The sequence below is a fragment of the Achromobacter sp. HZ34 genome (assembly GCF_002209485.1).
Lineage (GTDB): Bacteria > Pseudomonadota > Gammaproteobacteria > Burkholderiales > Burkholderiaceae_B > Bordetella_C.
Genome location: NZ_NJIX01000007.1, coordinates 83,448 through 104,605, shown reverse-complemented (window position 1 = coordinate 104,605; position 21,158 = coordinate 83,448). Strand labels below are relative to the sequence as shown.

General features: G+C 62.5%; 17 protein-coding genes. 9 read left to right on the top strand and 8 right to left on the bottom strand.

The annotated features are described in order from the left end of the window. Positions 1-25 precede the first annotated feature (25 nt). Entirely contained in the window at positions 26-637 is a 612-nt protein-coding gene (locus CEY05_RS24865) for a transcriptional regulator (protein WP_198952900.1), read from the top strand. A gap of 39 nt (positions 638-676) precedes the next feature. Here CEY05_RS24865 and CEY05_RS24860 read toward each other — a convergent pair whose 3' ends face one another. From CEY05_RS24860 to CEY05_RS24850, 3 genes are all read right to left on the bottom strand, one after another. Continuing rightward, positions 677-2,347: an MFS transporter gene (locus CEY05_RS24860; protein ID WP_088599965.1), complete on the bottom strand. Its 1,671-nt coding sequence runs from the start codon at positions 2,345-2,347 to the stop codon at positions 677-679. An 87-nt stretch (positions 2,348-2,434) separates the two neighbouring features. Beyond that, a complete protein-coding gene (glsA, locus tag CEY05_RS24855; RefSeq protein ID WP_088599964.1) occupies positions 2,435-3,439 on the bottom strand; it encodes a glutaminase A in 1,005 nt (334 codons plus the stop codon). A 257-nt stretch (positions 3,440-3,696) separates the two neighbouring features. Continuing rightward, entirely contained in the window at positions 3,697-4,512 is an 816-nt protein-coding gene (locus CEY05_RS24850; RefSeq protein WP_088599963.1) for a PDZ domain-containing protein, read from the bottom strand. Between the two features lie 269 nt (positions 4,513-4,781). On the opposite strand from CEY05_RS24850, the gene CEY05_RS24845 reads away from it, so the two are divergent. Together CEY05_RS24845 and CEY05_RS24840 are read left to right on the top strand one after the other, a co-directional pair. Then, a complete protein-coding gene (locus CEY05_RS24845; RefSeq protein WP_088599962.1) occupies positions 4,782-6,242 on the top strand; it encodes a hypothetical protein in 1,461 nt (486 codons plus the stop codon). Further along, complete coding sequence (locus CEY05_RS24840) at positions 6,235-7,092, top strand: hypothetical protein (protein ID WP_088599961.1); 858 nt, start codon at positions 6,235-6,237, stop codon at positions 7,090-7,092. The genes CEY05_RS24845 and CEY05_RS24840 overlap by 8 nt, the downstream gene beginning before the upstream one ends. 26 nt (positions 7,093-7,118) lie before the next feature. Here the strand turns inward: CEY05_RS24840 and CEY05_RS24835 are convergent, their stop codons facing one another. Beyond that, on the bottom strand, positions 7,119-7,742 hold the full coding sequence (locus tag CEY05_RS24835; RefSeq protein WP_088599960.1) for a TetR/AcrR family transcriptional regulator: 624 nt from the start codon (positions 7,740-7,742) through the stop codon (positions 7,119-7,121). Positions 7,743-7,765: 23 nt separating this feature from the next. Then, a complete protein-coding gene (locus tag CEY05_RS24830; RefSeq protein ID WP_088599959.1) occupies positions 7,766-8,596 on the bottom strand; it encodes an oxidoreductase in 831 nt (276 codons plus the stop codon). Between the two features lie 400 nt (positions 8,597-8,996). On the opposite strand from CEY05_RS24830, the gene CEY05_RS24825 reads away from it, so the two are divergent. Further along, positions 8,997-11,855, top strand: a complete 2,859-nt coding sequence (locus CEY05_RS24825; protein WP_088599958.1) for an autotransporter outer membrane beta-barrel domain-containing protein — start codon at positions 8,997-8,999, stop codon at positions 11,853-11,855. A gap of 19 nt (positions 11,856-11,874) precedes the next feature. On the opposite strand, the gene CEY05_RS24820 is transcribed toward CEY05_RS24825, so the two are convergent. Beyond that, complete coding sequence (locus CEY05_RS24820) at positions 11,875-12,747, bottom strand: GyrI-like domain-containing protein (RefSeq protein WP_088599957.1); 873 nt, start codon at positions 12,745-12,747, stop codon at positions 11,875-11,877. Positions 12,748-12,960: 213 nt separating this feature from the next. Here CEY05_RS24820 and CEY05_RS24815 point away from each other — a divergent pair, with 213 nt between their 5' ends. Further along, positions 12,961-13,743, top strand: coding sequence for an SDR family oxidoreductase (locus tag CEY05_RS24815; RefSeq protein ID WP_198952899.1), 783 nt, complete (start codon positions 12,961-12,963; stop codon positions 13,741-13,743). Here CEY05_RS24815 and CEY05_RS24810 read toward each other — a convergent pair whose 3' ends face one another. After that, the gene (locus CEY05_RS24810) at positions 13,744-14,688 is read right to left on the bottom strand and encodes a LysR family transcriptional regulator (RefSeq protein ID WP_088599956.1); all 945 of its coding nucleotides are present in this window, start codon (positions 14,686-14,688) and stop codon (positions 13,744-13,746) included. 14 nt (positions 14,689-14,702) lie between these two features. Continuing rightward, entirely contained in the window at positions 14,703-15,458 is a 756-nt protein-coding gene (locus CEY05_RS24805) for a GntR family transcriptional regulator (protein ID WP_088599955.1), read from the bottom strand. Positions 15,459-15,617: 159 nt separating this feature from the next. On the opposite strand from CEY05_RS24805, the gene CEY05_RS24800 reads away from it, so the two are divergent. From CEY05_RS24800 to CEY05_RS24785, 4 genes are all read left to right on the top strand, one after another. Then, complete coding sequence (locus CEY05_RS24800; protein WP_088599954.1) at positions 15,618-16,964, top strand: cation:dicarboxylate symporter family transporter; 1,347 nt, start codon at positions 15,618-15,620, stop codon at positions 16,962-16,964. Positions 16,965-16,966: 2 nt separating this feature from the next. Continuing rightward, positions 16,967-18,367, top strand: coding sequence for a lyase family protein (locus tag CEY05_RS24795; protein WP_088599953.1), 1,401 nt, complete (start codon positions 16,967-16,969; stop codon positions 18,365-18,367). Positions 18,368-18,745: 378 nt separating this feature from the next. Next, a complete protein-coding gene (gene zigA / locus CEY05_RS24790; protein WP_088599952.1) occupies positions 18,746-19,939 on the top strand; it encodes a zinc metallochaperone GTPase ZigA in 1,194 nt (397 codons plus the stop codon). Between the two features lie 209 nt (positions 19,940-20,148). Beyond that, positions 20,149-21,129: a tripartite tricarboxylate transporter substrate binding protein gene (locus tag CEY05_RS24785; protein WP_088599951.1), complete on the top strand. Its 981-nt coding sequence runs from the start codon at positions 20,149-20,151 to the stop codon at positions 21,127-21,129. Positions 21,130-21,158: the final 29 nt, after the last annotated feature.

Below are 21,158 nucleotides of genomic sequence, written 5' to 3'. Positions count from 1 at the left end.
GCCCATGCCAAACACATCCGACAAAATGTCCGAATCCCTGATGCTGAGCCAGCTGCGCACCATCGCCGAGGGACTGGGCAAGACGTTCGCGCCGTTCTGCGAAGTGGTGGTGCACGACCTCAGCCATCCGAAGAACGCGATCTACAGCATCGAGAACAACCTCAGCGGCCGCAGCGTCGGCCAGGCCGTGACCGAACTGGGCCTGGCCCGGATCCAGGACCCGGACTACCCCGCCATCATCCCCAACTACGCCAACCAGTTCGCCGACGGCCGCCAGGTCAAGAGCACGTCCATCGGCATCAAGAATGCCGAGGGCGAATATGTGGCGGCCTTGTGCCTGAACGTGGACCTGACGCTGTTCAACGGTTTCCAGGCCGCGCTGGCGCAGTTCTCCCAGGTGCAGACCGAAAGCGTCGAGGAAACCCTGGACGCCAGCCATTCAGACCGTATCCGCGAACAGGTGGATGCCTTCGCCGCCGCGCGTGCCACGACCGCGCGCTCCTTGAAGCCCGCCGAACGCAAGCAGCTGGTCCAGGAATTGAAGAAAGCCGGCTATCTGGATATCCGCCGCGGCATGGAAATCGCCGCCGCCCATATGGGCGTTTCCCGCGCGACGGTTTACAGCTACGTCCGCTAGCAAAGCCGGAGCGGCCTGCATGGCCGCTCCAGGCCTGGCTCAGTTACGTGCCTCCGTATGCATCCCAGGCGGATCCAGCGGCGGCTCGGCCGGCAATTCCTGCGGCAGGTAGTTCGGCAAACGGCTGGCGGGGAAGATCGCCAGGATGGCCACCATGGCCATGATCAGCAGACCGATCTTCAAGGCCCGCAGCCGGGCTTCCGTATTGACCCGCATGGCCTCGGACACCTGCTCCGGCGTCGCGGTGGTCCCGGCCAGGACGTTTTGCAGACGGTCATTGCTGACGAAGTTGATACTCTCCAGGTCGATCTGCGCCTGTAGCGTAGGCGTCAGGACAGGCGTCGCCGCGATGCCCCGCATCACATTGCCCGCCAGCAGACCCACCAGCAATGCGCCCGCCACCGCGGTGCCTACGGCGTTGGCCAGGTTGTTCGTGGTGCCCCGCAAGGATCCGACATCGTTGGCCAGTTCCTTCGGCGATGCGCTCACCAGCACATTGAAGACCAAGGTCACCAAGGCCCCCTGGCCGATGCCGAACGTCACCAGTCCCACCAGCACGGCCACTTCAGTCCAGTTATTGCGCACCACGAACGCCAGCCAGCACAAGGCGATAGTGCATATGATGAAACCCACCCGCCCTATCTGCCGCGGCGTGAAGCGCTTGTAGAAACGCACCACCAGCATCGCGGAAAAGAACACCGAGAGATTGAACGGCAGCATGGCGATGGCCGTCGCCATCGGCGTGCGTCCCTGCACGATCTGGATGTACAGCGGTACGCTGAAATTCAGCATCGCCTCCAGCGCCACCACGGAAAACATGGCGATCACGGCAGCGCGTTCGCTCGATGAAGTGATGACTTCCAGCGCCAGCAAAGGCGTCTTGCCGGATTTCGCGCGCCTGCGTGTCCATGCAACGAAGGACTGGCCCAGCACGATGCCCAGCACGATCATCACGGGTGCCGGCGACATGCCGAGCAGGTCGAAGGGCGCGGCGGCACGCGCCGATCCCAGGCCCCAGCGGTTCAGGTTGTTGAACCCGAACGTGATGAGCAGAATGGCGACCGCGGCCAGGATGATCCCCACCACGTCGATGTTCACCTCGGGGCGTCCCCGGTCGGCCTTCAGGCGAAAACTGAGCACCAGGATGATGGCCGACAGCGCGATCAGGATGCCGAACACCGGCCGCCAGCCGATATACGTGCCCAGCACGCCGCCAATCAGGAAGGCCGATACGCCCGCGCCCGCGCGAGCCGAGCCCAGGGCCCCCACGGCCGTGGCCTGCTGCGTGCCGTGATAATTCTCCGCGATCAGGGCGACCAGGGACGGCACCATGGCCGCGCCCGCAAGACCGCTCAAAGCCTGCGCGGTGATCATCAGGGTGGCATTCGGACTGATGGTCATCAACACCTGCGCGGCACCGAAGACGATGACCGACAGCCGAAACACCACCACGGAACCGAAGCGCTGGTTCAACTTGGCGCCCAGCATGACGAAGGCCGCCACCGACAGCGAGTACATGACGATACCGGTGGCAATCGTGGTGGGCGGCACGTTGAAGCTCTTCACCATGCCGCCCATCGCCACCGGTAGTGACGCGACGTTGAAGGACATCAGAATCTGGGCCAGGGCGATGGTGATCATCGGCACCCACGAAGCGCGCGCTTGCGCGCCATACCCGGCCCCTGCAACTGTCGTCGTGTGACTTTGCATCGTTCACTCCTGGTAGATAGGCGTGCCTGGTGAACACCGACACCTGCAGTCGCTATGCGAGAAGGCGCGCGCGGTTAACTCAACGTGTCAACCATGTTCCCGAAAGGGCTCGGAAACGAACATGTCCATGCCGAGGCGCCGCGAAAGAAAGCGCGAGGCAAGCTGCCCCTTGACGCTATTCCCCGCGGCGTCCAGCAAGGGCCCAAAGGTACCCAGCCCGCTCTTGCCGGGAGACACGGTGACGATGCCGCCACCTATCCCGCTTTTGCCGGGCAGTCCCACATCGCACAGCCAGTCGCCGGAGGTCTCATACATGCCGGCGGTCACCATCACCGCCAGCGTGTAATGGCACACCTCATTGCCGACGACCCACTCCCCCGTCACCGGGTTGATGCCACCGTCGGCGAGCGTGGCGCCCATGACGGCCAGATCTCTAGCGTTGATGTCCAGGCAGCACTGCCTGGTGTACAGGTCCGTGGCGGTCTTGGCATCGCAACCCAGGCGGCCGTATCCGAACAGTACATTGGCGATGCCACGATTACGGAAATTGGTCGCCGACGCCGAGGCGTAGACCTCTTCGTTGACCGAGAGTTTCCGGCCGGCGAAGGTGGACAGGCCGTTGAGGATCAGCGCCCATTTTTCCTCGGCGGTGGCCCCGGGCATCAAGCTGGTGGTGGCGATGGCGCCGGAATTCACCATCGGGTTGGTGCGTCCGTCAGGCGTGCGCTCGATGGCAGACAAGGAATTGAACGGCAGGCCGGTGCTGTTGACGCCCAGTTTTTCGCGGCATGCCGCTGCGCCTATCGCCTGGCAGACCAGGGCGAAGACGAAGGGCTTGGAGATGCTCATGATCGTGAACGCGTGATCCACGTCACCTGCCGCATAGACATGGCCATTGGTGCCTACCAGGCAGACACCGAACAGGCTGGGGTCTACACGCTGCAGGGCGGGGTAGACCGTCGAAACCGTGCCGTCGGAATCGCTTCGAAACCGGGTGTGCGCCTCGTGTACCAACAACTCGACGACATACGGATCCGGCAGATGGCCCGTTGAAACATAATCAGCCGTGTCTTGACCAAGATTCTGCGACATGGTGCCCCCAAGTCTGATCTACGGTAAGGATGCAAGGTACTCGTACCTGAAGCTGATGACGCTGAAGCTGATGGCGCTATGGCCGATGTCCGCTGGCGGATCACATAAAGGCTGATGACGCTATGGCCGATAACGCGAACGTGCCGGTGATGGTACGCCTGAATTTGCGATTGATTCAAGTATTGTTGCGCTGGGCCAACTGGGCTGCTCTGCCGTGGCAGGCCAGCCCAGGTCGGCCCTGGTAAGGTCAGGCCAGGTCAGCCCAGATCGGGCAACTGCACCGTCTTGGTCAGCTTCTTGCCATCACGCACGATCAGGAAGTCCACCTTCTGGCCGGCGGCGGTTTTCAGCGCTTCCTCCATCGAGGGCCCGGTGACAGGTTGCCCGTTCATCGTCAGGATGATGTCGTCCGGCAAGACATCGGCCATGAAAGCCGGCGAGTCGTTGACCACCACCACGACGTGAACGCCTTTGTTGGTCTGCAACTTCTTTCGTTCGCTGTCGTCCAGCTCCCGCGTATGTATGCCGAAGCCCGCCTTCTGCTTGACGAAATAGGCGGCGCGATATTCAAAGTGGTCATAGGTGACGTTGACCTGCCTGATCGCTGTCACTGTCGTGGTGGTCGTGGACTTGTCGCTGGCCTTGACCGTGCCCTTCGAACCTTTGACCTTTGAGTCGTTGACCGTTTCGGTCGTCGTCTCCCTGATCGGCACTCTGCGGTTTTCCGTCTCGGTCGTGCTGCCCGTGTACAAGGGGCTGAAGATGGCGACCAGATCCGCCTTCAGCTCCCTGGCCTGGTCCACGGCAAGGCTTTCCTTGATGCTGCCATCCGTGGCGTGGAAGCCCGACTCACCCAGGAAGCCATAGCCCCGCCGCAGATAGGAAGCCATGAACGCATCCCTTTGCTCCGGCGTCGCCAAAGGGGCGATGCGCTCGATGATGGGATCTTCAGGCGGCGGCGCGGCGCGGTTGGCCATGAGTTGGGAGACGTCCACCGCATTGGCCTGCTGGTAGTGGTCCGAATAGACGTTCACGCATCCGGACACCGACAGGACATGGATTGAAGCTGCCATATTTCATGGCGCCGCCAACGTGTGGGCGTCACAGCAATTCGTTACAAGAATGCGAGTCCCTTCCGCCCTCGCCCGGCAGTCGTAAGCAATAAGACAAACTCGGTAACGAAATGCGCGGCAACGCGTGAGCCGGGAGATTGTCCCCCTATCCGTCGCTCGGATAAGATCCCCGGGCATCTTCGCGGGCTCGCGGCGCCGGTCGCCGCGGCATCGCCACGCCCCGTGCGCTACAGCCCGCGGCGTATTTCCCGAGAGACGGAATCCGACCCATGGCCAAGGACAACGCGCAAGGCAATCAAACCGCGCAGGACGGGCGCGAGCTGGAAGTACTGGGCACCTGCCAGACGCAACCCAGCATGGACGCGCAGCACGAGCACAACGTCACGCCGGCGCAAGTGTGGTCCTATGCGCAGGAAGAAGCGTTGGTCAGCGTCAGCGACCAGCATGACCACGACAAGTGCTATCGCCTGCTGCCCGATGCCGAGGACCGCGCCCGCCGCATCGCGGCGCGCTATGCCGGCCTGTATTTCGACAGCGCCGCCAAATCGAAGGGCAAGGTGCAGTTCTACTGGCCCGCGCTGGCTGCCTTCGTGGTGAAGGACATCGTTGAGGCCTATCGCTTCGACCGAGAGAACGTGCTCGAAGGCGGTTGGGGTAACGCCATGCGTACGTCTGCCGTGCCCACCCTGTTCTCCGAGGCCTTGTCGAGCGCGTCGCCGTATGCGCACGCCATGCGCGTCTATGTGGCATTGGCCAAGGGCAATCTGTGGCTGTACATGGATATTTATCCTTGGCTGTATTTCTTCCTGCGCTTCGGCATCAAGCAGGATGGCAGCTTGAACGAGGCCCGCATACGCAGCCATGTCGAGCAGCGCAATGCCACGGAATACCAGCAGCAATCGCGCAAGGCGGTCGAAGACTTGCCCTTCGGCCGCGCGTGGTTCGCCCGCCAGCAGGCCCGCCAGGCCAATGATCCCGTCTACAAGCGCGCCAAACAGTACTTTCCCACGCAGCCCAGTTGGTCCATGGATGGCGGATATGGCGCACACACGGCCGCGGCTTATCAGGCACACAATTACGTGAGGGCGCACATCGCCAGCTATGACGGCGGCTACCACCTGCCGGTTGCGGCAAAGTGGCAACCCATACGCGAAGCGTTCTACGTCATGGAGGAGGAGCGCGTTGAGCTCACTCGCGTGGCCCAGGACAATGCGGCGTTTTCACGTCTGGAGAAAATCGCCAAATTCCCGACAACGGCCGAAGTGCGCGACACCTACGACTTGCTGATCTCCGAATTCCATGGTGGCCCGGAAGCCCAATCCACCACTCAACTCAAAGAGTTGAAGCTGATTGCCGCGCAAGAGCAGCTGAATATCCTGCAGCCGCTCATCTATGACGACCAGAAGTTGAAGGAAACGATGGACATGAATCATCGTTTTGCCCGCGCCAGCGGGGGCATCATGACGACCAAATATCGCGTGATCTACAGCGCCGCGCCCACAACCGATAACCCGAAGTTGCAGACCGTATTCGACCCCCCATCCGGCCGCTGGAGTGGCGTCTGGCACGGCATCATCAACCATCAAAAAAGTCTTCCCAACGCGAATGATCGAATGAAATATGTCGGTCAGATCGCTAGCGACTTCCACAACCTGATGCTCACGCAGCGTGAGTATATGGAAAAACAGTTGAGGGAAATCCAGAAGCGGGGTGGTGAAAAACATGCATAGACGTCGCTTCCTGCGCACCGGCACCTTGACCGCCGGCTTGATGACCGTCTCAGCTCTTACTTATTTCAAAGCCAAAGGCGCACAAATGTCCGATATCCGTTTCGACCTGGGCAAGAACATCGTCGAGACCGCCAAGCAGTCCGGCGTGCCTGCCTTTACCAGCAATGACGTAAATGGCTTTATCTGGTACAGCATCAACGACATTCCACCTCAGGTGGAGGCTTTGTATACCCGCCCCGGTTACGAGATCCGATGGCGAGACCTTTTCGCCTTCACGTTGCGGGCGGACCGCGCACGCTCTGAGGATCTTCTCGTCCAGAACGTTACGCTGCAGCATCGCGCCGATTTCAAGAATCACGCCGATGCCCAGGCCTTTGTCATGCAGACGATTGCGCAATTCAAGCAAGGCCGCTGGCAGCGCGCATTCCCTGGCGACGTAGCGCGACTGACCGGACGATCGTCGCTGCTGGACGAGCAGGGCAAAATCAATGGGAACGCTGCCAGCCCGGACCCCGCCTATACCATGTCGCTGGAAGACTGGACTGAACTAATGCGTTTAGGCGCTCAGTGGCGTTGGTCGGGGGACGGCATCCTGGCCAAGCTGGATGCGTCGACGGTGGGCAAAAACCCTGACGGCTCGCCTTCCTACCAATTGGCCATCGATTTCTACATCGAAAAGATTTGGGATGACGTGCTCGAAAAAGACCAGCAGTACAAGATGAAATCGCTGGCCGAGAATGGCGTCGACACCGCCAAGCTGATGAAGGAAAACAAGGAACAGCAGGCGGCCCGCAGGAAGATCCTGGAAGAAAACGCCATCAAGCGTGGCGACAAGGTGCTGGGGGGCTAAGCGGACAAGGCTCGCCGCTGCGAGTCTCAGGCGGGCAGGCCGGATACCGCGGCCAGGCGGTCCCAGCCGAGCATCAGGTAATCGATACTTGTATCCAACGTGGCGGTGGCAACGCCGTCACGGGCTTCGGTCGACATCCCCATAAGGCAGCCATGCAGCGTCGCGGCATAGGCGCTGACGGCGGTTTCCCCGGACAGATCACCAAGATCGATGGCCTGTCGCACACGCTGCTGGAAACCTTTCCGCACGCGAGCGCGCTGCTCGGCAAGCAGTTGCTGCACATGCTCGTTCGCGGGTGAGCATGTACTGGCGGCAAGCACCAGCAGGCAACCCCTGGGATGCCCGCGCCCCGTCTGCATGCGCGCCGATCCGCGCAAGGTCCGCTCCACGGCTTGCCGAGGCGCCAGATCGTCGTCCCACAGCGGAGCGGTCACCCTGCCGTGTGTCATCAAATAGAGATCGACCACCTCGGCGAACAGCGCCTCCTTCGACTTGAACGCCGCGTAGAAACTGGGCGCGGTGATCCCGCCCATGCCAGCCTTCAAGACACTGAGCGAAGTCGACTCGTAGCCGTGCTTCCAGAAAAGCAGCATCGCCTGCGCAAGCGCAGCATCCCTGTCGAACGTTCTTGGCCGTCCAGCCGTTGCCATCGTAGATCCCCGTGAGCGCCGCTTCAGTCGAAGTCGGTGGCGATGGCGATCTCACGCCACGCATCCAGGTCCTTCTGGAACGCGGCCAGCTTGCGATCGGCAATGCTGAACGCCGCCGGCCCCAGGGGCAGATGCAGAGGCGGCGTATCGCTGTCGACCGCTTGCAGAATGACGGCAACCGCCTTGGCGGGATCGCCGGCCTGCTTGCCGTCGTTGGTCTCGCGATAAGTGCGCCGTTTGCCGGCGGTCTCGTCATAGGCGCTGATCCGCTGCGCCACCATCGTCATCGAACGGCCCAGGAAATCGGTACGGAAAGGACCCGGCTCGGCAATGATCACGTGCAGGCCGAACGGCGCCACCTCCTGCTCCAGCGCCTCCGACAGGCCTTCCACCGCGAACTTGCTGGCGTTGTAGTAGCCCGCCCCCGCCGACCCGGCGATGCCCGCCCCGGAAGACAGGTTGACGATGCGGCCGCCAGGCCGCTGGCGCAATGCGGGCAAGGCCGCGCGCGTGGTTTCGATCAGGCCGAAGACATTGACTTCGAACATGGGACGGTACTCGGCGGCCACCCCTTCTTCCAACGCACCGAACAGCCCATAGCCGGCATTATTGACCAGCACGTCCAGGCCACCGAACGTGGTGGTTGCCAGAGCCACGGCGGCTTGCGCCGTCTCCGGCCGCGTCACGTCCAGGGCACATACGCGTACGTTTTCCGGAAACTGCGTGGCCAAGGCCTGCAGCGTCTTCGGGTCGCGCGCGGTCGCCACCAACTGGTCGCCACGCTGCGCCACGGCTTGCGCCAGGATCTGACCGAAGCCACTGGAACAGCCGGTTATCAACCACGTCTTCTTCATGAGGTTCTCCTGGGAAGGACTGCGAAGCCAATAATTATGTACTGATCGGTATATTAATTAGCGCAAGTCTTCGAAGTCAAACGACCGTGTTTCGGGTGGGGTTCGAGATGCGCTGTGGATGCGGTCCCATCGGACTGCCGAAAGACGGTCGTGGCGCAAGGGCGTGGATGGTATCCAGGCTAATTTCTACATACTTTAGATACCCAATAAGCATTAACTTCTGCTAAGCAGATGGTATCTATCCCTAATTTCTTTGAAATTAAACAAAAGCCGTATAAATTGCGGACTTTTTGCGGAAGCTCATCCGTTAACGCAGGCCAATAGATTGGGTAGCAACGCTCGCACAGCCATCGAGTAACGCTAGGACATCCAAAAGTTGGCCGCTATTTGGAGATCCATTTTGCTATATGGCAAAAAGAAGTGGCTGAAGGCGACCATCGCGCTAAGCGCCTGCTACTGGAGCGGCGCCATGGCCGCCGACCTGACCGTGTCTTCGGGCGATACGCGCGTGTTCGACGGCTCGGCCACCTATCCCGGTGGCGTCGATGTCAACGGAGGCACCCTGGTGATTGGCGGCAACGGGGGCGGCGCGGGAGTCACGATCAGTGGCAACGTCAATGCGACCTCGAATGCCACCATTGCGGGGTTCGGCTCGATCGCGGGCGATCTCAACGTCAGTGGCAATTCGCACGTCGCGCCTGGATATTCCGTCGGCACGCCGACCGGCGTCTCCAACGGCAACCTGATCGTGAACGGCAACCTGTCGATGAACAACGCCGTGTTCGATTTCGAGACCGGCTATGCCGGACTGCCGATCACTCAACCGGGCACCGGCGACAACATCACCGTGCGCAATGACGTCACGCTCAACAACACGACGCTGAACGTCTCGGTGAACACCTTGGGCGTCAACGCCGGCTACTACCGCATCCTGTCCTACGGCGGCACGCTGAGCGGCAACGGCCTGGCCCTGGGCACCGTGACCGGCGACTCCCTGCCCGCGGCAACCATCCAGACGCTTACGGGCGACAAGCAGATCAACCTGATCCTGGGCCCCAGCACCACCAATCTGTGGAACGGCGACGGCCTGGCATCCGCCACCCGCTCGGGCGGCGGCAGCGGCACCTGGAGCGCCACCAGCACCAACTGGAACAGCCCGAACAATGCCACGGGGGCCCTGCCCGACGGCGCCTACGCCATCTTCACTGGCACCACCGGCGTGGTGACCGTGGACGGCGGCGCCGGCCCGGTGCGCGTGTCCGGCCTGCAGTTCGCCAGCGACCGCTACCATGTGCAAGGCGCGCCCATCACCCTGGTCGCCAACGGCGCCAATCCGCCTGCCATCGTCGTCGGCGACGGCACGTATGCCTCCAGCCAATTCGTCGATACCATCGACAATCCCCTGCAAGGCACCAGCGGCTTCGTCAAGACCGGCCCGGGATCGGTGATCCTGAACGGCGACAGCAGCGGCCTGAGCGGCCCCATCCTGATCGCCGACGGCGCGCTGGAACTCAACGGCAAGCTGAACGGCCCGGTGGACATCGGCCGCGAAGTCGTGCTGGCTGGCGTGGGCCAGCTGGGCACTACCACGCTGTATCCCACCGCGGTCATTTCCCCCGGCAACGATGGTTCGCCCATTGGCACCCTCACCGTCAATGGCGACCTCAGCTTCGGCCAGGACGCCATCTATCGGGTGCATGCGGATCCCCTCAGCAGCGCGAGCGACCACATCCACGTCACCGGCATCGCCCACCTGGACGGCACCGTGGCGCACGTGGGCCCCGATGGCAACTATGCCCCGCTGACGACGTACAACATCCTGACCGCGGACGGCGGCATACAGGGCCAGTTCACCGGCGCGTCCAGCGCGTATGCCTTCCTGACGCCCACGCTCAGCTACGACCCCAAGAACGTGTTCCTGACGCTGTCGCGTAACGGCGTGCCGATCGGCAGCGTCGGCAACACGGGCAACCAGGGCAGCGTAGGCGGCGCGTTGGATAACGAAGCGCCGCCCCAGGCGCCCTCCGCGCCGGCGAACGGTTCGGCCTCGACCGGCAATACCGCAACGTCGGGTACCAGCGGCTCGGCGGCAGCCGCGAACGATGCGTCATCGGCAACTGCAGCCCTTGCCACGACCGGGGCCGGCAGTGCCCTGGCCAATGCAGCGGCCAGCAGCGGCAGCGGCGCCCGCCAGGTGGCCACGGCCGTTCTTTCCATGACGCCGGACGAAGCACGCGCGGCCCTGAACATGCTGTCGGGCGAAGCGTACGCCAGCACGCCCAGCGTGCTGCAAAGCCTCGGCGACACCGTACGCACCGTCCCGCTGGCGCACTTTCGCGGCAATCTTGACGCGACCGATCTCCCGGGACGACCGACAGCGCAATTGGGTGCTCCCTCATCCGACGCCTTGCCGCGCAGCGCTGCGCTTCCCGTGTGGGCGCAAGTCGTCGGCAACTGGCGCACGTTCTCCAGCGATGGCAATGCTTCGCGCGTCAGCCAATCGGACGGCGGGCTCTTCGTCGGCGGCGACGGTGCCGTGGGCGGCGGTTGGCGCCTGGGTGGCGCGCTCGGCTATGTCGGCAGCCACAGTTCCATTGCCGATGTGTCGTCGCGTACCGATGTCGACAGCTACACCGCCACCCTGTTCGGCGGACGCAATTTCTACGTCGGTCCCGGCCATCTCCGCTTCACGGCGGGCACGGCCTACACCTGGCACGACATCGAGACGAAACGCAGCGTGGCGGTCGGCAGCCTGAACCAGCAGCTCGATTCGTCCTATCACGCTTCGTCGACGCAAGTGTTCACCGAACTCGGCTACAGCCTGCCGATAGGCGACGCCTACACCGTGGAACCCTACGCCGGCGTGGCCTGGAACCAGTTGCGCACGCGCGGCTTCAGCGAATCGGGGGGCGCGGCTGCCTTGCACGGGGCGGGGCAAACCAACGATGTCACGAGCACCACGCTGGGGTTGCGCGGTGCGTGGCAATTCGGTTCCGACAGTGCGCCGAACCGCCTCACCGCATCGCTGGGCTGGCGCCACGCCATGGGTGATGTGAACCCCACGCAGGCACTGGCTTTCGATGGCGGCACCACGTTCTCGGTGGCAGGCGTGCCCATCGCCCGCGATGCCGCGGTGTTCGGGCTGGGGGCGGAATTCACCATCGCCCGCAACACCACGGCCGGCATTACCTACGACGCGCAGTTTGGCGGCGGCAACCGGCAGCAGTCCGGTGTGCTGAAGGTGGCGATGCGGTTTTAATCCGCGTGTGGCGGCCGGATCAGGCGATAGGAATGTAGATATCGGTCTGCCACTGATCCAGCGGAGTCTCGGGAAAGACGCTCAGGTAGTGGAAGAACAGCGGATGATCCCGCAGTTCTTCCCCGCTTGCCGGCAGCCAGTCGCGATAGAACGGGTAGACGGTTTCACCAACGTTATCCGTCGATCCCGTATGCCGTACCACCGCGCAACGGCCACCCGGGATGACGAGTTCGCGGATACCGTAGGCATTGGCGGCAACCGCTTCGTGGATCTCGCCGCAGATATCAAAGCGGAACTCCTCGGCCGGCGTCGTGTCCGGGTTATTGCGCGGAATACCGAAGGTCCTGCTCGACGCCACGGGGGACTGTCCGCTTTGCTTGCGCCAGTCGACGAACTTGCGCACGCTCTCGTTGACCAGCCCGGGCGGGCCGGCATGCTCGAGCGCCGCGACGCGCGTTGCGGAAAAATCGACGATCTTTACTTGCATGGTGAACTTCCTCGATAGATAGGGGACGACGAAAGTCGCACTCCACGCCTGCCAATTCGGCTGCTGCCGAAACGCACTCGGCGCCATGCCGAAGGCGCGTTTGAAAGCACGGCTGAAGGCTTCGGGGCTATCGAAGCCCGCCTCCAGCGCGGCATCCAGCACCGAGCAAAACTCACGCGCGGCCAGGCGGTACGCGGCCTTGCGCAAGCGCAACAACTGCACGTAGCGTGCGACCGGCATTCCCACGTAAGCGGCGAATTGGCGATGAAAATGAAACTTCGAGAAATTGGCGATGCGACTCAGCGCCTCCACCGACAAGGCATCTTCCAGATGCGCTTCGATATGCACAAGCACGGCATCGAAGCGCTTCGCATAAGCGCGCGTGGCATCAACGGGGTCTTGCATGGCTGGGGTTCTCGAATAGTGCGACGGGGCTATCTTCGCCCATCGTAAGGGCATTGCGCCTAGCCGTGCTTGCTCAATTTCTGAAATGCCGCCGATAGACAACTTTTGGTGATGAGTGATATCACCTTCCACTTACTACCGTGGCATCCCGGGCATCCCTAAAGTTGAGTCCGTCGCAAAGACGTACCTCACTCAATCTTTCGGAGAACTCGGATGTCCACCGTCAACTCGCAAATCAATCAGGATCTGGCCAACCGCGTCGCGGTGATCACTGGCGCGTCCAGTGGCATGGGCCGCGCCTCTGCACTACTGCTGGCATCGCGTGGCGCGAAAGTCGCGCTGCTGGCCCGGCGCCAAGCGCAGCTCGATGAGGTCGCCGGCGAGATTCGGCGCCGTGGCGGTGAAGCCATCGCGATCACCACCGACGTCACGGATGCGGCCTCGTTGGAAGCTGCTGCTACCGCGATCAAGGCACACTATGGCGATGCCGACCTGGTGTTCAACAACGCCGGCCTGATGCTGCCGGGAGCGATCGGCCAGCAGCCGCGCGCCGAATGGGAAACGCAGATCAACCTTAACGTCACCGGCGCAATGCACGTGATCCAGGCGTTCATCCCGCAACTGGAAGCGGCCGCTGCACAAGGAAAGGTCGTCGACCTGATCAACACTTCCTCGATCGCCGGGCAGTACGTATTCGGTTATTTCGCCGTCTACTCCGCCACGAAGGCCTTTGTCAGCCACCTGACGCGCCACCTGCGCATCGAACTGGGCCCGAAGAATATCCACGTCTCCGTCATCGAGCCAGGCATCACGGACACCGAATTGCAAGGTCACTTCACTTTCCAAGGCGCGATAGACTGGCTGGAGAATGCGTCGAAGTCCATCGAGTTCCTCAAGCCGGAGGACATCGCCGCCACCGTCGGCTTCATCGTGTCCCAGCCCAGGCACGTCAACCTGCAGCAGGTGGTCATCATGCCCACGAAGGAAGGCATCTGATCAGGGGGCTTTGCCGAGTGCCCTGAGCTCTGCGAGTGGAATATGGAAATGCTTGCCGCCGCGCAGGCGCTCGACGGTGAAGTCGATGAAGCGCCGCACGCGCGACGGCATGTCGCTGCGCTGGGCGTAGTACAGATACAGGCCCAGGCGCTCGCTCGTATGCTTGACCATCAGCGGCACCAGCTCACCTGCCCGGATCGGCGCGCTGGCATTGATGCTGTCGATCTGTCCTATACCCAGCCCCTGCAGCACCGCCAGCATCTCCGCTTCGGGGTCGTTGCAACAGACCACGTGGTTCACTGCCTGGTAGACCGTTTCTCCTTTCACCAGGAACTCCCAGGGAAACGGTCTGGCAGCCCCTGGCTGCCGATAGCCGACGCAGGCGTGCTGCGTGAGATCGGCGATATCCCGCGGCATGCCTCGCGCCGCGACATAGGCGGGCGTGGCACAGAGGATAAGCTGAATGTCGAAGAGCCGGCGCGAGACAACCTGCTTCGCCGGCGCGTTACCCGCCTTGAAGCCAAGGTCGATACGCTCGCCCACGGTATCGGTGTTGCCATCGTCGATGACGATGTCGAAGGTGATATCGGGATGCTGCGCCCTGAAGTCCGCCAGAATGGGCAGCAAGACCTTGCGTACTACGCCGCCTGCGGCGCAAATGCGGATCAAACCCTCGTCTTCGCGGGCGGCCCCCCTGATTCTTGCCAAGGCGCCCGTCAGGCTTTCCATACTGCCGCGAACGGAATCCAGCAGGCGTTGCCCATCCTCGGTCAGCGACGTTTTTCTCGTGGTCCGATGAAAGAGCCGCACGCCAAGGTGCTGTTCGAGTTGCCTGATGCTCTTGCTGACCGCTTGGGCCGTGGTGCCCTGCCCTGTGGCGGCCCTGTTGAAGCTGCCCGACTCGGCCACCCTGATGAAGGTGCCGATAGCCCGCAATTCGTCCATGGGGTTCTTCCAGTTCAGCCCGTTGCGCCGCTGGCATGCTCGCGCGTCAGCTCGACAGAATAGGTGAATCGCTCGGCCGGATGGGTGGTGATGCCTATGTCTATCACCTGCCCTTCCTGGTCCAGATAGCGGCGCACGATGCGTAGCGCTGGCTGCCCCTCGTCGGCCTGCAATTCGGCGGCCAGCGCCGCGGGCACGACACAGCCCTGGATGTCCTGGCGAATTCTATGGATCCGCCGCCCATAGTGCTTCTCCAGCAAGGACGCCACCAGCGCGTCGGGCGCGGCGGTCACCAGATCCGCGATGCCGGAGAGCGCACCGTCTTCCGTATCGACGTACACGTCCGTCCACCCCATTGGAATATCGGACCCGGCTCCGCCGAATCGAACGAAGGATATCCGCAGCCGGCGTACGCCGGGCGGACAATCCAGCAGCGCGGCCAATGCAACGTCGACGACCACCTCATCGATCCGCTTCAGCAGGCGCGAATGGGTCTCGCCAAACTGGACCAGGTCCTCCACCGAGGCTAGCGACTGGCGGTAGTGGCCGGAAGGCCGCTCCGCTTCGACACGGGTACCGAACTTCCGGCGCCGCGAGACCAATCCCAATTGCTGCAGTTCGCTGATGGCGGAACGGACCGTCTGGCGGCTTACCCCGTATTCGACCGCCAGATCCACCTCGCGCGGCAAGGTCGTGCCCAAGGCGAACTCACGCGCAGCGATCCGGCTCGCCAGATCGCGAGCCAACTGTGCATAGCGCGTGTCGGACATGCTGTAACTCTCCCACCCTGATTGGAACCATACGCATTGCGTATAGGTATAAACACTTATATCACGCTTAGGTACGGACCTAATAGAGTTCGTTTCTTAAGTACGTACCTAAGAAAATAGGTACCCGGCGAAATTTCGACTCATTCTAATGGAGCGGCCATGCAGCCAACCCAATCCACCACGCCAGCGCGCCAGTTGCCGTGGTATCGGAGACTAGGCATCCAGGTGCTGATCGGACTGGCGGCGGGAACCGCGCTCGGTCTACTCGCGCCCCAGGCCGCGGCCTCGATGAAAATCCTGGGCGACATGTTCCTGTCCCTCATCAAGGCAGGCATCGCGCCCCTCATTTTCCTGACCATCGTATCGGGCATCAATTCCGCGGGGGACGCCCGCAGCGCCGGCAAGGTGGGATTGCGGGCACTGCTGTATTTCGAGGTGCTGTCCACGATCGCGCTGGCGCTTGGCCTGCTGGCGGGGAACCTGCTGAACATCGGCGCCGGTATCCATCCGACTGCCACGCAAGGCAGCGCCGCGCCGACGGCGGCCCCGCACGAAGGGTTCGTGGGCTTCCTGCGGCATCTGGTCCCTGACAACGTGGTGGGCGCATTCGTGCACGGCGACACCCTGCAGGTCGTCGTCATGTCGGCATTGTTCGGCATCGGCTTGCTGGCCCTGCCGACCGACCGCCGCGAGCGCATCGCCGCGGGCCTGGACACGCTTTCGCAGTTGGTGTTCTCGTTCATCAACCTGGTCATGAAACTGGCCCCGATAGGCGCGTTCGGCGCCATCGCCTTCGTGGTGGGCAGCAATGGCACGGCCGTACTGATCAGCCTCGCGCAATTCGTAGTGAGCTTCTACGGCGTGGTGCTGGTCTTCGTCGTGGTGGTACTGGGAATAACGTGCCGGCTGGCGAAGATAAGCCTGTGGGGCCTGCTGCGCTACATCAAGGAGGAAATCTTCATCGTCTTGGGAACGGCGTCCTCGGAAAGTGCGCTGCCCGGCCTGCTGCGCAAGCTCGAAAACCTGGGATGTTCCGCCCAGGCCGTGGGCCTGGTCCTGCCCACCGGTTATGCGTTCAACCTGGATGGCACGTCCATCTTCATGTCCATGGGGGTGATGTTCCTGGCGAACGCCTATGGCGTGGACCTGTCACTGACGCAGCAGCTTGGCATCATGCTGGTCATGATGCTGACGTCCAAAGGCGCGGCCACCGTTTCCGGAGGATCCTTCGTCGTCTTTGCCGCGACCGTCACGTCCATGCACGTGCTGCCCGTCGATGGGCTGGCCATCATATTCGGTGTCTACCGCTTCCTGTCGATCGCGGTTTCCACGTGCAACACCATAGGCAATAGCGTCGCCACTGTCGTTGTGGCGAAGTGGAGCAATGAATTCGACGCCGAGCGCGCAAACGCCATCCTCCGTGCGGGATCGGTTCCCGCACAGGCTGCCGGCACGCCGGCGTCCACGGCACCCGCATCCTTAACGAAGTCCTTTGAAGCGAAGTAGCAATGAGCACCGTCAAGACCCGCATCGAGACCGACGCCTTCGGCGCCGTGGAAATTCCCGCGACACGCTACTGGGGCGCGCAGACACAGCGCGCGCTGGGGGTCTTCGAAATCGGTGAGGAACGTTTCCCCGCAAGCCTCGTGCATGTGTTTGGCTTGCACAAACTGGCCTGCGCACGCGCCAATCGCGCATTGGGTACGCTGGATGCCGCGTTGGCGGCACCTGTCGAGGCAGCCGCGCAGGAAATGCGCGATGGCAAATGGGACACGCATTTTCCCCTGACCGTCTGGCAGACCGGCTCCGGCACGCAAACCAATATGAACGCGAACGAAGTGATCGCGAACCGTGCCAACGAACTGCTTGGGCAGGCACTCGGAACGAAGACGCCCGTGCATCCAAACGATCACGTGAACGCCTCGCAGTCTTCGAACGACAGCTTTCCCACGGTCATGCATATCGCCAGCATGCTTACGCTGACGGGTCGGTTGCAGCCCGCGTTGCGAGCGCTGGAAGCCGCCTTGGACGGGCGCGCCCGAAAATTTTCCCAGGTACTCAAGATTGCGCGTACGCACCTGATGGATGCGGTGCCGATGACGGTAGGCCAGACCTTTGCCACGTTCCGGCAGCAGGTGGCCAATGCGATCGCGCGCGTGGACGGTGTCATGCCGCGACTGCTGCTGCTGCCTCAAGGCGGCACGGCCGCCGGCACCGGCTTGAATGCACCCGCAGGGTTCGACGCTTCATTCTGCGCCGTGCTGGCGCAAGAGACGGGGCTGGCGTTTGCGCCCAACCCCAACAAGTTCGAAGGGATGGCATCCCACGATGCATTGGTCGAAGCGTCGGGCGTACTGAACACCATCGCCGTTTCGCTGATCAAGATCGCCAATGATCTGCGCTTGTTGGGGTCTGGTCCCCGTTGCGGACTGGCGGAAATCCAATTCCCCGACGATGGATTGACGTCGTCGATCATGCCGGGGAAGCGTAATCCGACGATCGCGGAAGCGCTACTCCAAGCCTGCTTCCAGGTCTCCGGCAACAACCAGGCCATCATGCTCGCCGGCGCGTCAGGCAATTTCGAACTCAACGTCGCCAAGCCGGTCCTGATCTACAACCTGCTGCAATCCATACGCCTGCTCAGCGACGCCGTGATGGTATTCGCCAACCGGTTCGTCGCCGGAATAGAGATCAATGCGGAACGGCTGGCTGAAAACGTCGAGCGCAGTCTCCTGGCGGTGACCACGCTCAATCCCATCCTGGGCTACGACAAGGTGGCCACCATCACGCGCAAGGCCGTCGCCGAAAACATCTCCCCCCGCGCCGCCGCCATAGCCCTCGGCCTGCTGACAGCGCAAGAGTATGACCGCCTCGTCGATCCCCGGAAACTGGCGGGTGCTTTGCAGTAGGGCCAGGTGGCGCGGGACAGCCCTACTCGGAATAACTCTGCGTTCATCGTCAGCCGGGAAACTCGACCGTTTCTGTCCTCGAACGGATGCACGTCCGTGACCAGGAATGCCGATTGACGGCAGGGTCTCCCGCAGCGAGCAGGATTTCTCCCGAATGTCGTTTTCCAGCTAAGAAAAGGCCCAGAGCGCGGTGCTTTGTCGTATTCCAGCTAAGAGTTGGTGCTTTTTGTCGTTTTTCAGCTAAGTTTTCCGATCGGGCGCCTTGTTCGAGATCATGCTTTCGCTGATCCCGACTGATGCCATCTTGCAAGACCCGGGGCAATTTTTCCACTTATGCTATGTTATAACATCTCACTTTTAACACTAGAGTGATCCCCCATGGCACCGACGAGACTGCCCGTCACGGTCCTTTCCGGCTTCCTCGGCGCCGGCAAGACCACGTTGCTCAATCACATTCTGAACAACCGCGAAGGCCGGCGGGTTGCGGTCATCGTCAACGACATGTCCGAAGTCAATATCGACGCCGCCTTGGTACGGGACGGGGGCGCGGAACTGTCGCGGACGGACGAGAAGCTGGTGGAGATGAGCAACGGCTGTATCTGTTGCACCTTGCGCGAGGACCTGCTTCTTGAGGTCGACCGGTTGGCCAGGGATGGCCGCTTCGACCAACTCGTGATCGAATCGACAGGCATTTCCGAGCCCCTGCCCGTGGCCGAGACCTTCACTTTCGAAGGCGAGGACGGCCGCAGCCTGAATTCGGTGGCGCGCCTGGACACGATGGTGACCGTGGTCGACGCCCACAACTTCCTGCGTGACTACAGTTCCCGCGACAGCCTGCAGGATCGCGGCGAGTTCCTGGGCGAGGAAGACGAACGCACCGTCGTCGATCTGCTGATAGAACAGATCGAGTTCTGTGACGTCATTGTCCTGAACAAGCTGGACCTCGTCACGGAAGCAGAGCGGGATCGCTTGATCGCCATCCTGAAAAAGCTCAATCCGCGCGCACGTGTCGAGATGGCACGGTTCGGCACGGTCGCGCTCGACCGCGTGCTCGACACGCGCCTGTTCGATTTCGATGAAGCCTCCAAAGCGCCCGGCTGGCTGAGCGAGTTGCGCGGCCACCATACGCCGGAGACGGAGGAATACGGCATACACAGCTTCGTCTATCGCGCGCGCCGTCCCTTTCATCCCGCAAGATTCCATGAACTGGTCCAGCGCGAATGGCCGGGTGTCGTGCGCTCCAAAGGCCATTTCTGGCTGGCCAGCCACCCGGAGCTTGCCGGCTCCTGGTCCCAGGCCGGCGCTGTGGCGCGCCATGGCGCGGCAGGCTATTGGTGGGCCGCGATGCCGCCCGAGCGTTGGCCGGAAGACCCCGAGTACGTCGCCATGATCCGCAAGAACTGGGTCGACGAAGTCGGCGACGCGCGCCAGGAGTTAGTGCTGATCGGCATGGACATGGACGAACATGCGTTGTGCCAACAGCTGGACGCCTGCCTGCTCACGGATGAAGAAATGGCGTCAGGCCCACCCGTCTGGATGACCTGGGATAATCCTTTCCCGAATTGGCCTTGAAAAAATCGGCAATGCGATGCCTCGACGCGAGCCGTTATGCGCTTTCGCCGAGTGATGACCAAGAGGGAGCAGCGATGCTCCCTTCTTCTATTAGTCAAGCCACACGCTGATAACCAACGGAATTTGATTGATCAAAATTTTAAAGCGGACGAAATCAATCGCTCGACCTCACAATGCCCGGAGAAAGCATATAACGAGGAGACAAGACCATGCAGAAAGCATGCACGCCGTGGCTGCGCGCCGTTGCGCTGGCACTAGGATTGACAGCGGTGTTCACCGCGCAGGCTGCGGGTAACTGGCCAGATCGGCCCGTACGCATCATCGTCCCCTATGCGGCGGGCGGGACCACGGATTTCTCCGCGCGCCTGGTCGCGCAGAAGCTCGCCGAGCAGACAGGCGGATCCTTCGTAGTGGAGAACAAGGCCGGCGGCTCGGGCACCATCGGCGCCCTGCAAGTGGCACGCAGTGCACCGGACGGCGCCACGCTGCTGACCAACGATACGTCCTACGCGATGCTGCCGGCGCTGTTCGCCAACCTGCCCTGGGATCACGCCCACGACCTGGTGCCGGTGACCACACTGGTACAGACGCCCGTGGTGCTGGTGGTTCCCGCCAACTCGCCCTTCAAGACCCTGGACGCCTTGCGCACCTATGCCCGCGCGCATCCTGGCAAACTGAATTTCGGTTCGGGCGGCGCCGGCAGTTCCACCCACTTGCAAGGGGCTTTGTTCAACAAGGATGCGGGCGTGGAGATCACGCATGTGCCGTACAAGGGCGCCGGCGAAGCCATGCTGGGACTGGTGTCGGGGCAGGTGGACGTGCTGATCACGGCCGCGCCCACGGCGATGCCGCAGGTCGCCGGCGGGCGCGCACGGGCCCTGGCCGTGAGCGGTGCGCGGCGCCTGCCCGCGCTGGCCGATATACCCACCTTCGCCGAAGCGGGCCTGCCTGCCTACAATGTGGTGAACTGGTTCGGCCTCTCCGCGCCCAAGGGCACCAAGCCTGAAGTGATCAAGACCATCGCTGCCGATGTACGCAAGGCGCTCGACGATCCCGCGTTGAAGGCCCGCCTGGCGGAGCAAGGCGCGGAGCCCGGTGGCATCTCGCCCGAAGAATTCGCGGCGCGCATCACCAAGGAGACCGCGGTCTGGTCCGATATCGCGCGCAGTGCCGGTATCACGCCGCATTGACGCGACGCCGTCAGCGGCCCGGCATGTTA

Bases quoted from the DNA above. Each gene is read 5' to 3' on its own strand.
- CEY05_RS24865 (WP_198952900.1), top strand. From the start codon at position 26: ATGTCCGAATCCCTGATGCTGAGCCAGCTGCGCACCATCGCCGAGGGA.
- CEY05_RS24860 (WP_088599965.1), bottom strand. From the start codon at position 2,347: ATGCAAAGTCACACGACGACAGTTGCAGGGGCCGGGTATGGCGCGCAA.
- glsA (WP_088599964.1), bottom strand. From the start codon at position 3,439: ATGTCGCAGAATCTTGGTCAAGACACGGCTGATTATGTTTCAACGGGC.
- CEY05_RS24850 (WP_088599963.1), bottom strand. From the start codon at position 4,512: ATGGCAGCTTCAATCCATGTCCTGTCGGTGTCCGGATGCGTGAACGTC.
- CEY05_RS24845 (WP_088599962.1), top strand. From the start codon at position 4,782: ATGGCCAAGGACAACGCGCAAGGCAATCAAACCGCGCAGGACGGGCGC.
- CEY05_RS24840 (WP_088599961.1), top strand. From the start codon at position 6,235: ATGCATAGACGTCGCTTCCTGCGCACCGGCACCTTGACCGCCGGCTTG.
- CEY05_RS24835 (WP_088599960.1), bottom strand. From the start codon at position 7,742: ATGGCAACGGCTGGACGGCCAAGAACGTTCGACAGGGATGCTGCGCTT.
- CEY05_RS24830 (WP_088599959.1), bottom strand. From the start codon at position 8,596: ATGAAGAAGACGTGGTTGATAACCGGCTGTTCCAGTGGCTTCGGTCAG.
- CEY05_RS24820 (WP_088599957.1), bottom strand. From the start codon at position 12,747: ATGCAAGACCCCGTTGATGCCACGCGCGCTTATGCGAAGCGCTTCGAT.
- CEY05_RS24815 (WP_198952899.1), top strand. From the start codon at position 12,961: ATGTCCACCGTCAACTCGCAAATCAATCAGGATCTGGCCAACCGCGTC.
- CEY05_RS24810 (WP_088599956.1), bottom strand. From the start codon at position 14,688: ATGGACGAATTGCGGGCTATCGGCACCTTCATCAGGGTGGCCGAGTCG.
- CEY05_RS24805 (WP_088599955.1), bottom strand. From the start codon at position 15,458: ATGTCCGACACGCGCTATGCACAGTTGGCTCGCGATCTGGCGAGCCGG.
- CEY05_RS24800 (WP_088599954.1), top strand. From the start codon at position 15,618: ATGCAGCCAACCCAATCCACCACGCCAGCGCGCCAGTTGCCGTGGTAT.
- CEY05_RS24795 (WP_088599953.1), top strand. From the start codon at position 16,967: ATGAGCACCGTCAAGACCCGCATCGAGACCGACGCCTTCGGCGCCGTG.
- zigA (WP_088599952.1), top strand. From the start codon at position 18,746: ATGGCACCGACGAGACTGCCCGTCACGGTCCTTTCCGGCTTCCTCGGC.
- CEY05_RS24785 (WP_088599951.1), top strand. From the start codon at position 20,149: ATGCAGAAAGCATGCACGCCGTGGCTGCGCGCCGTTGCGCTGGCACTA.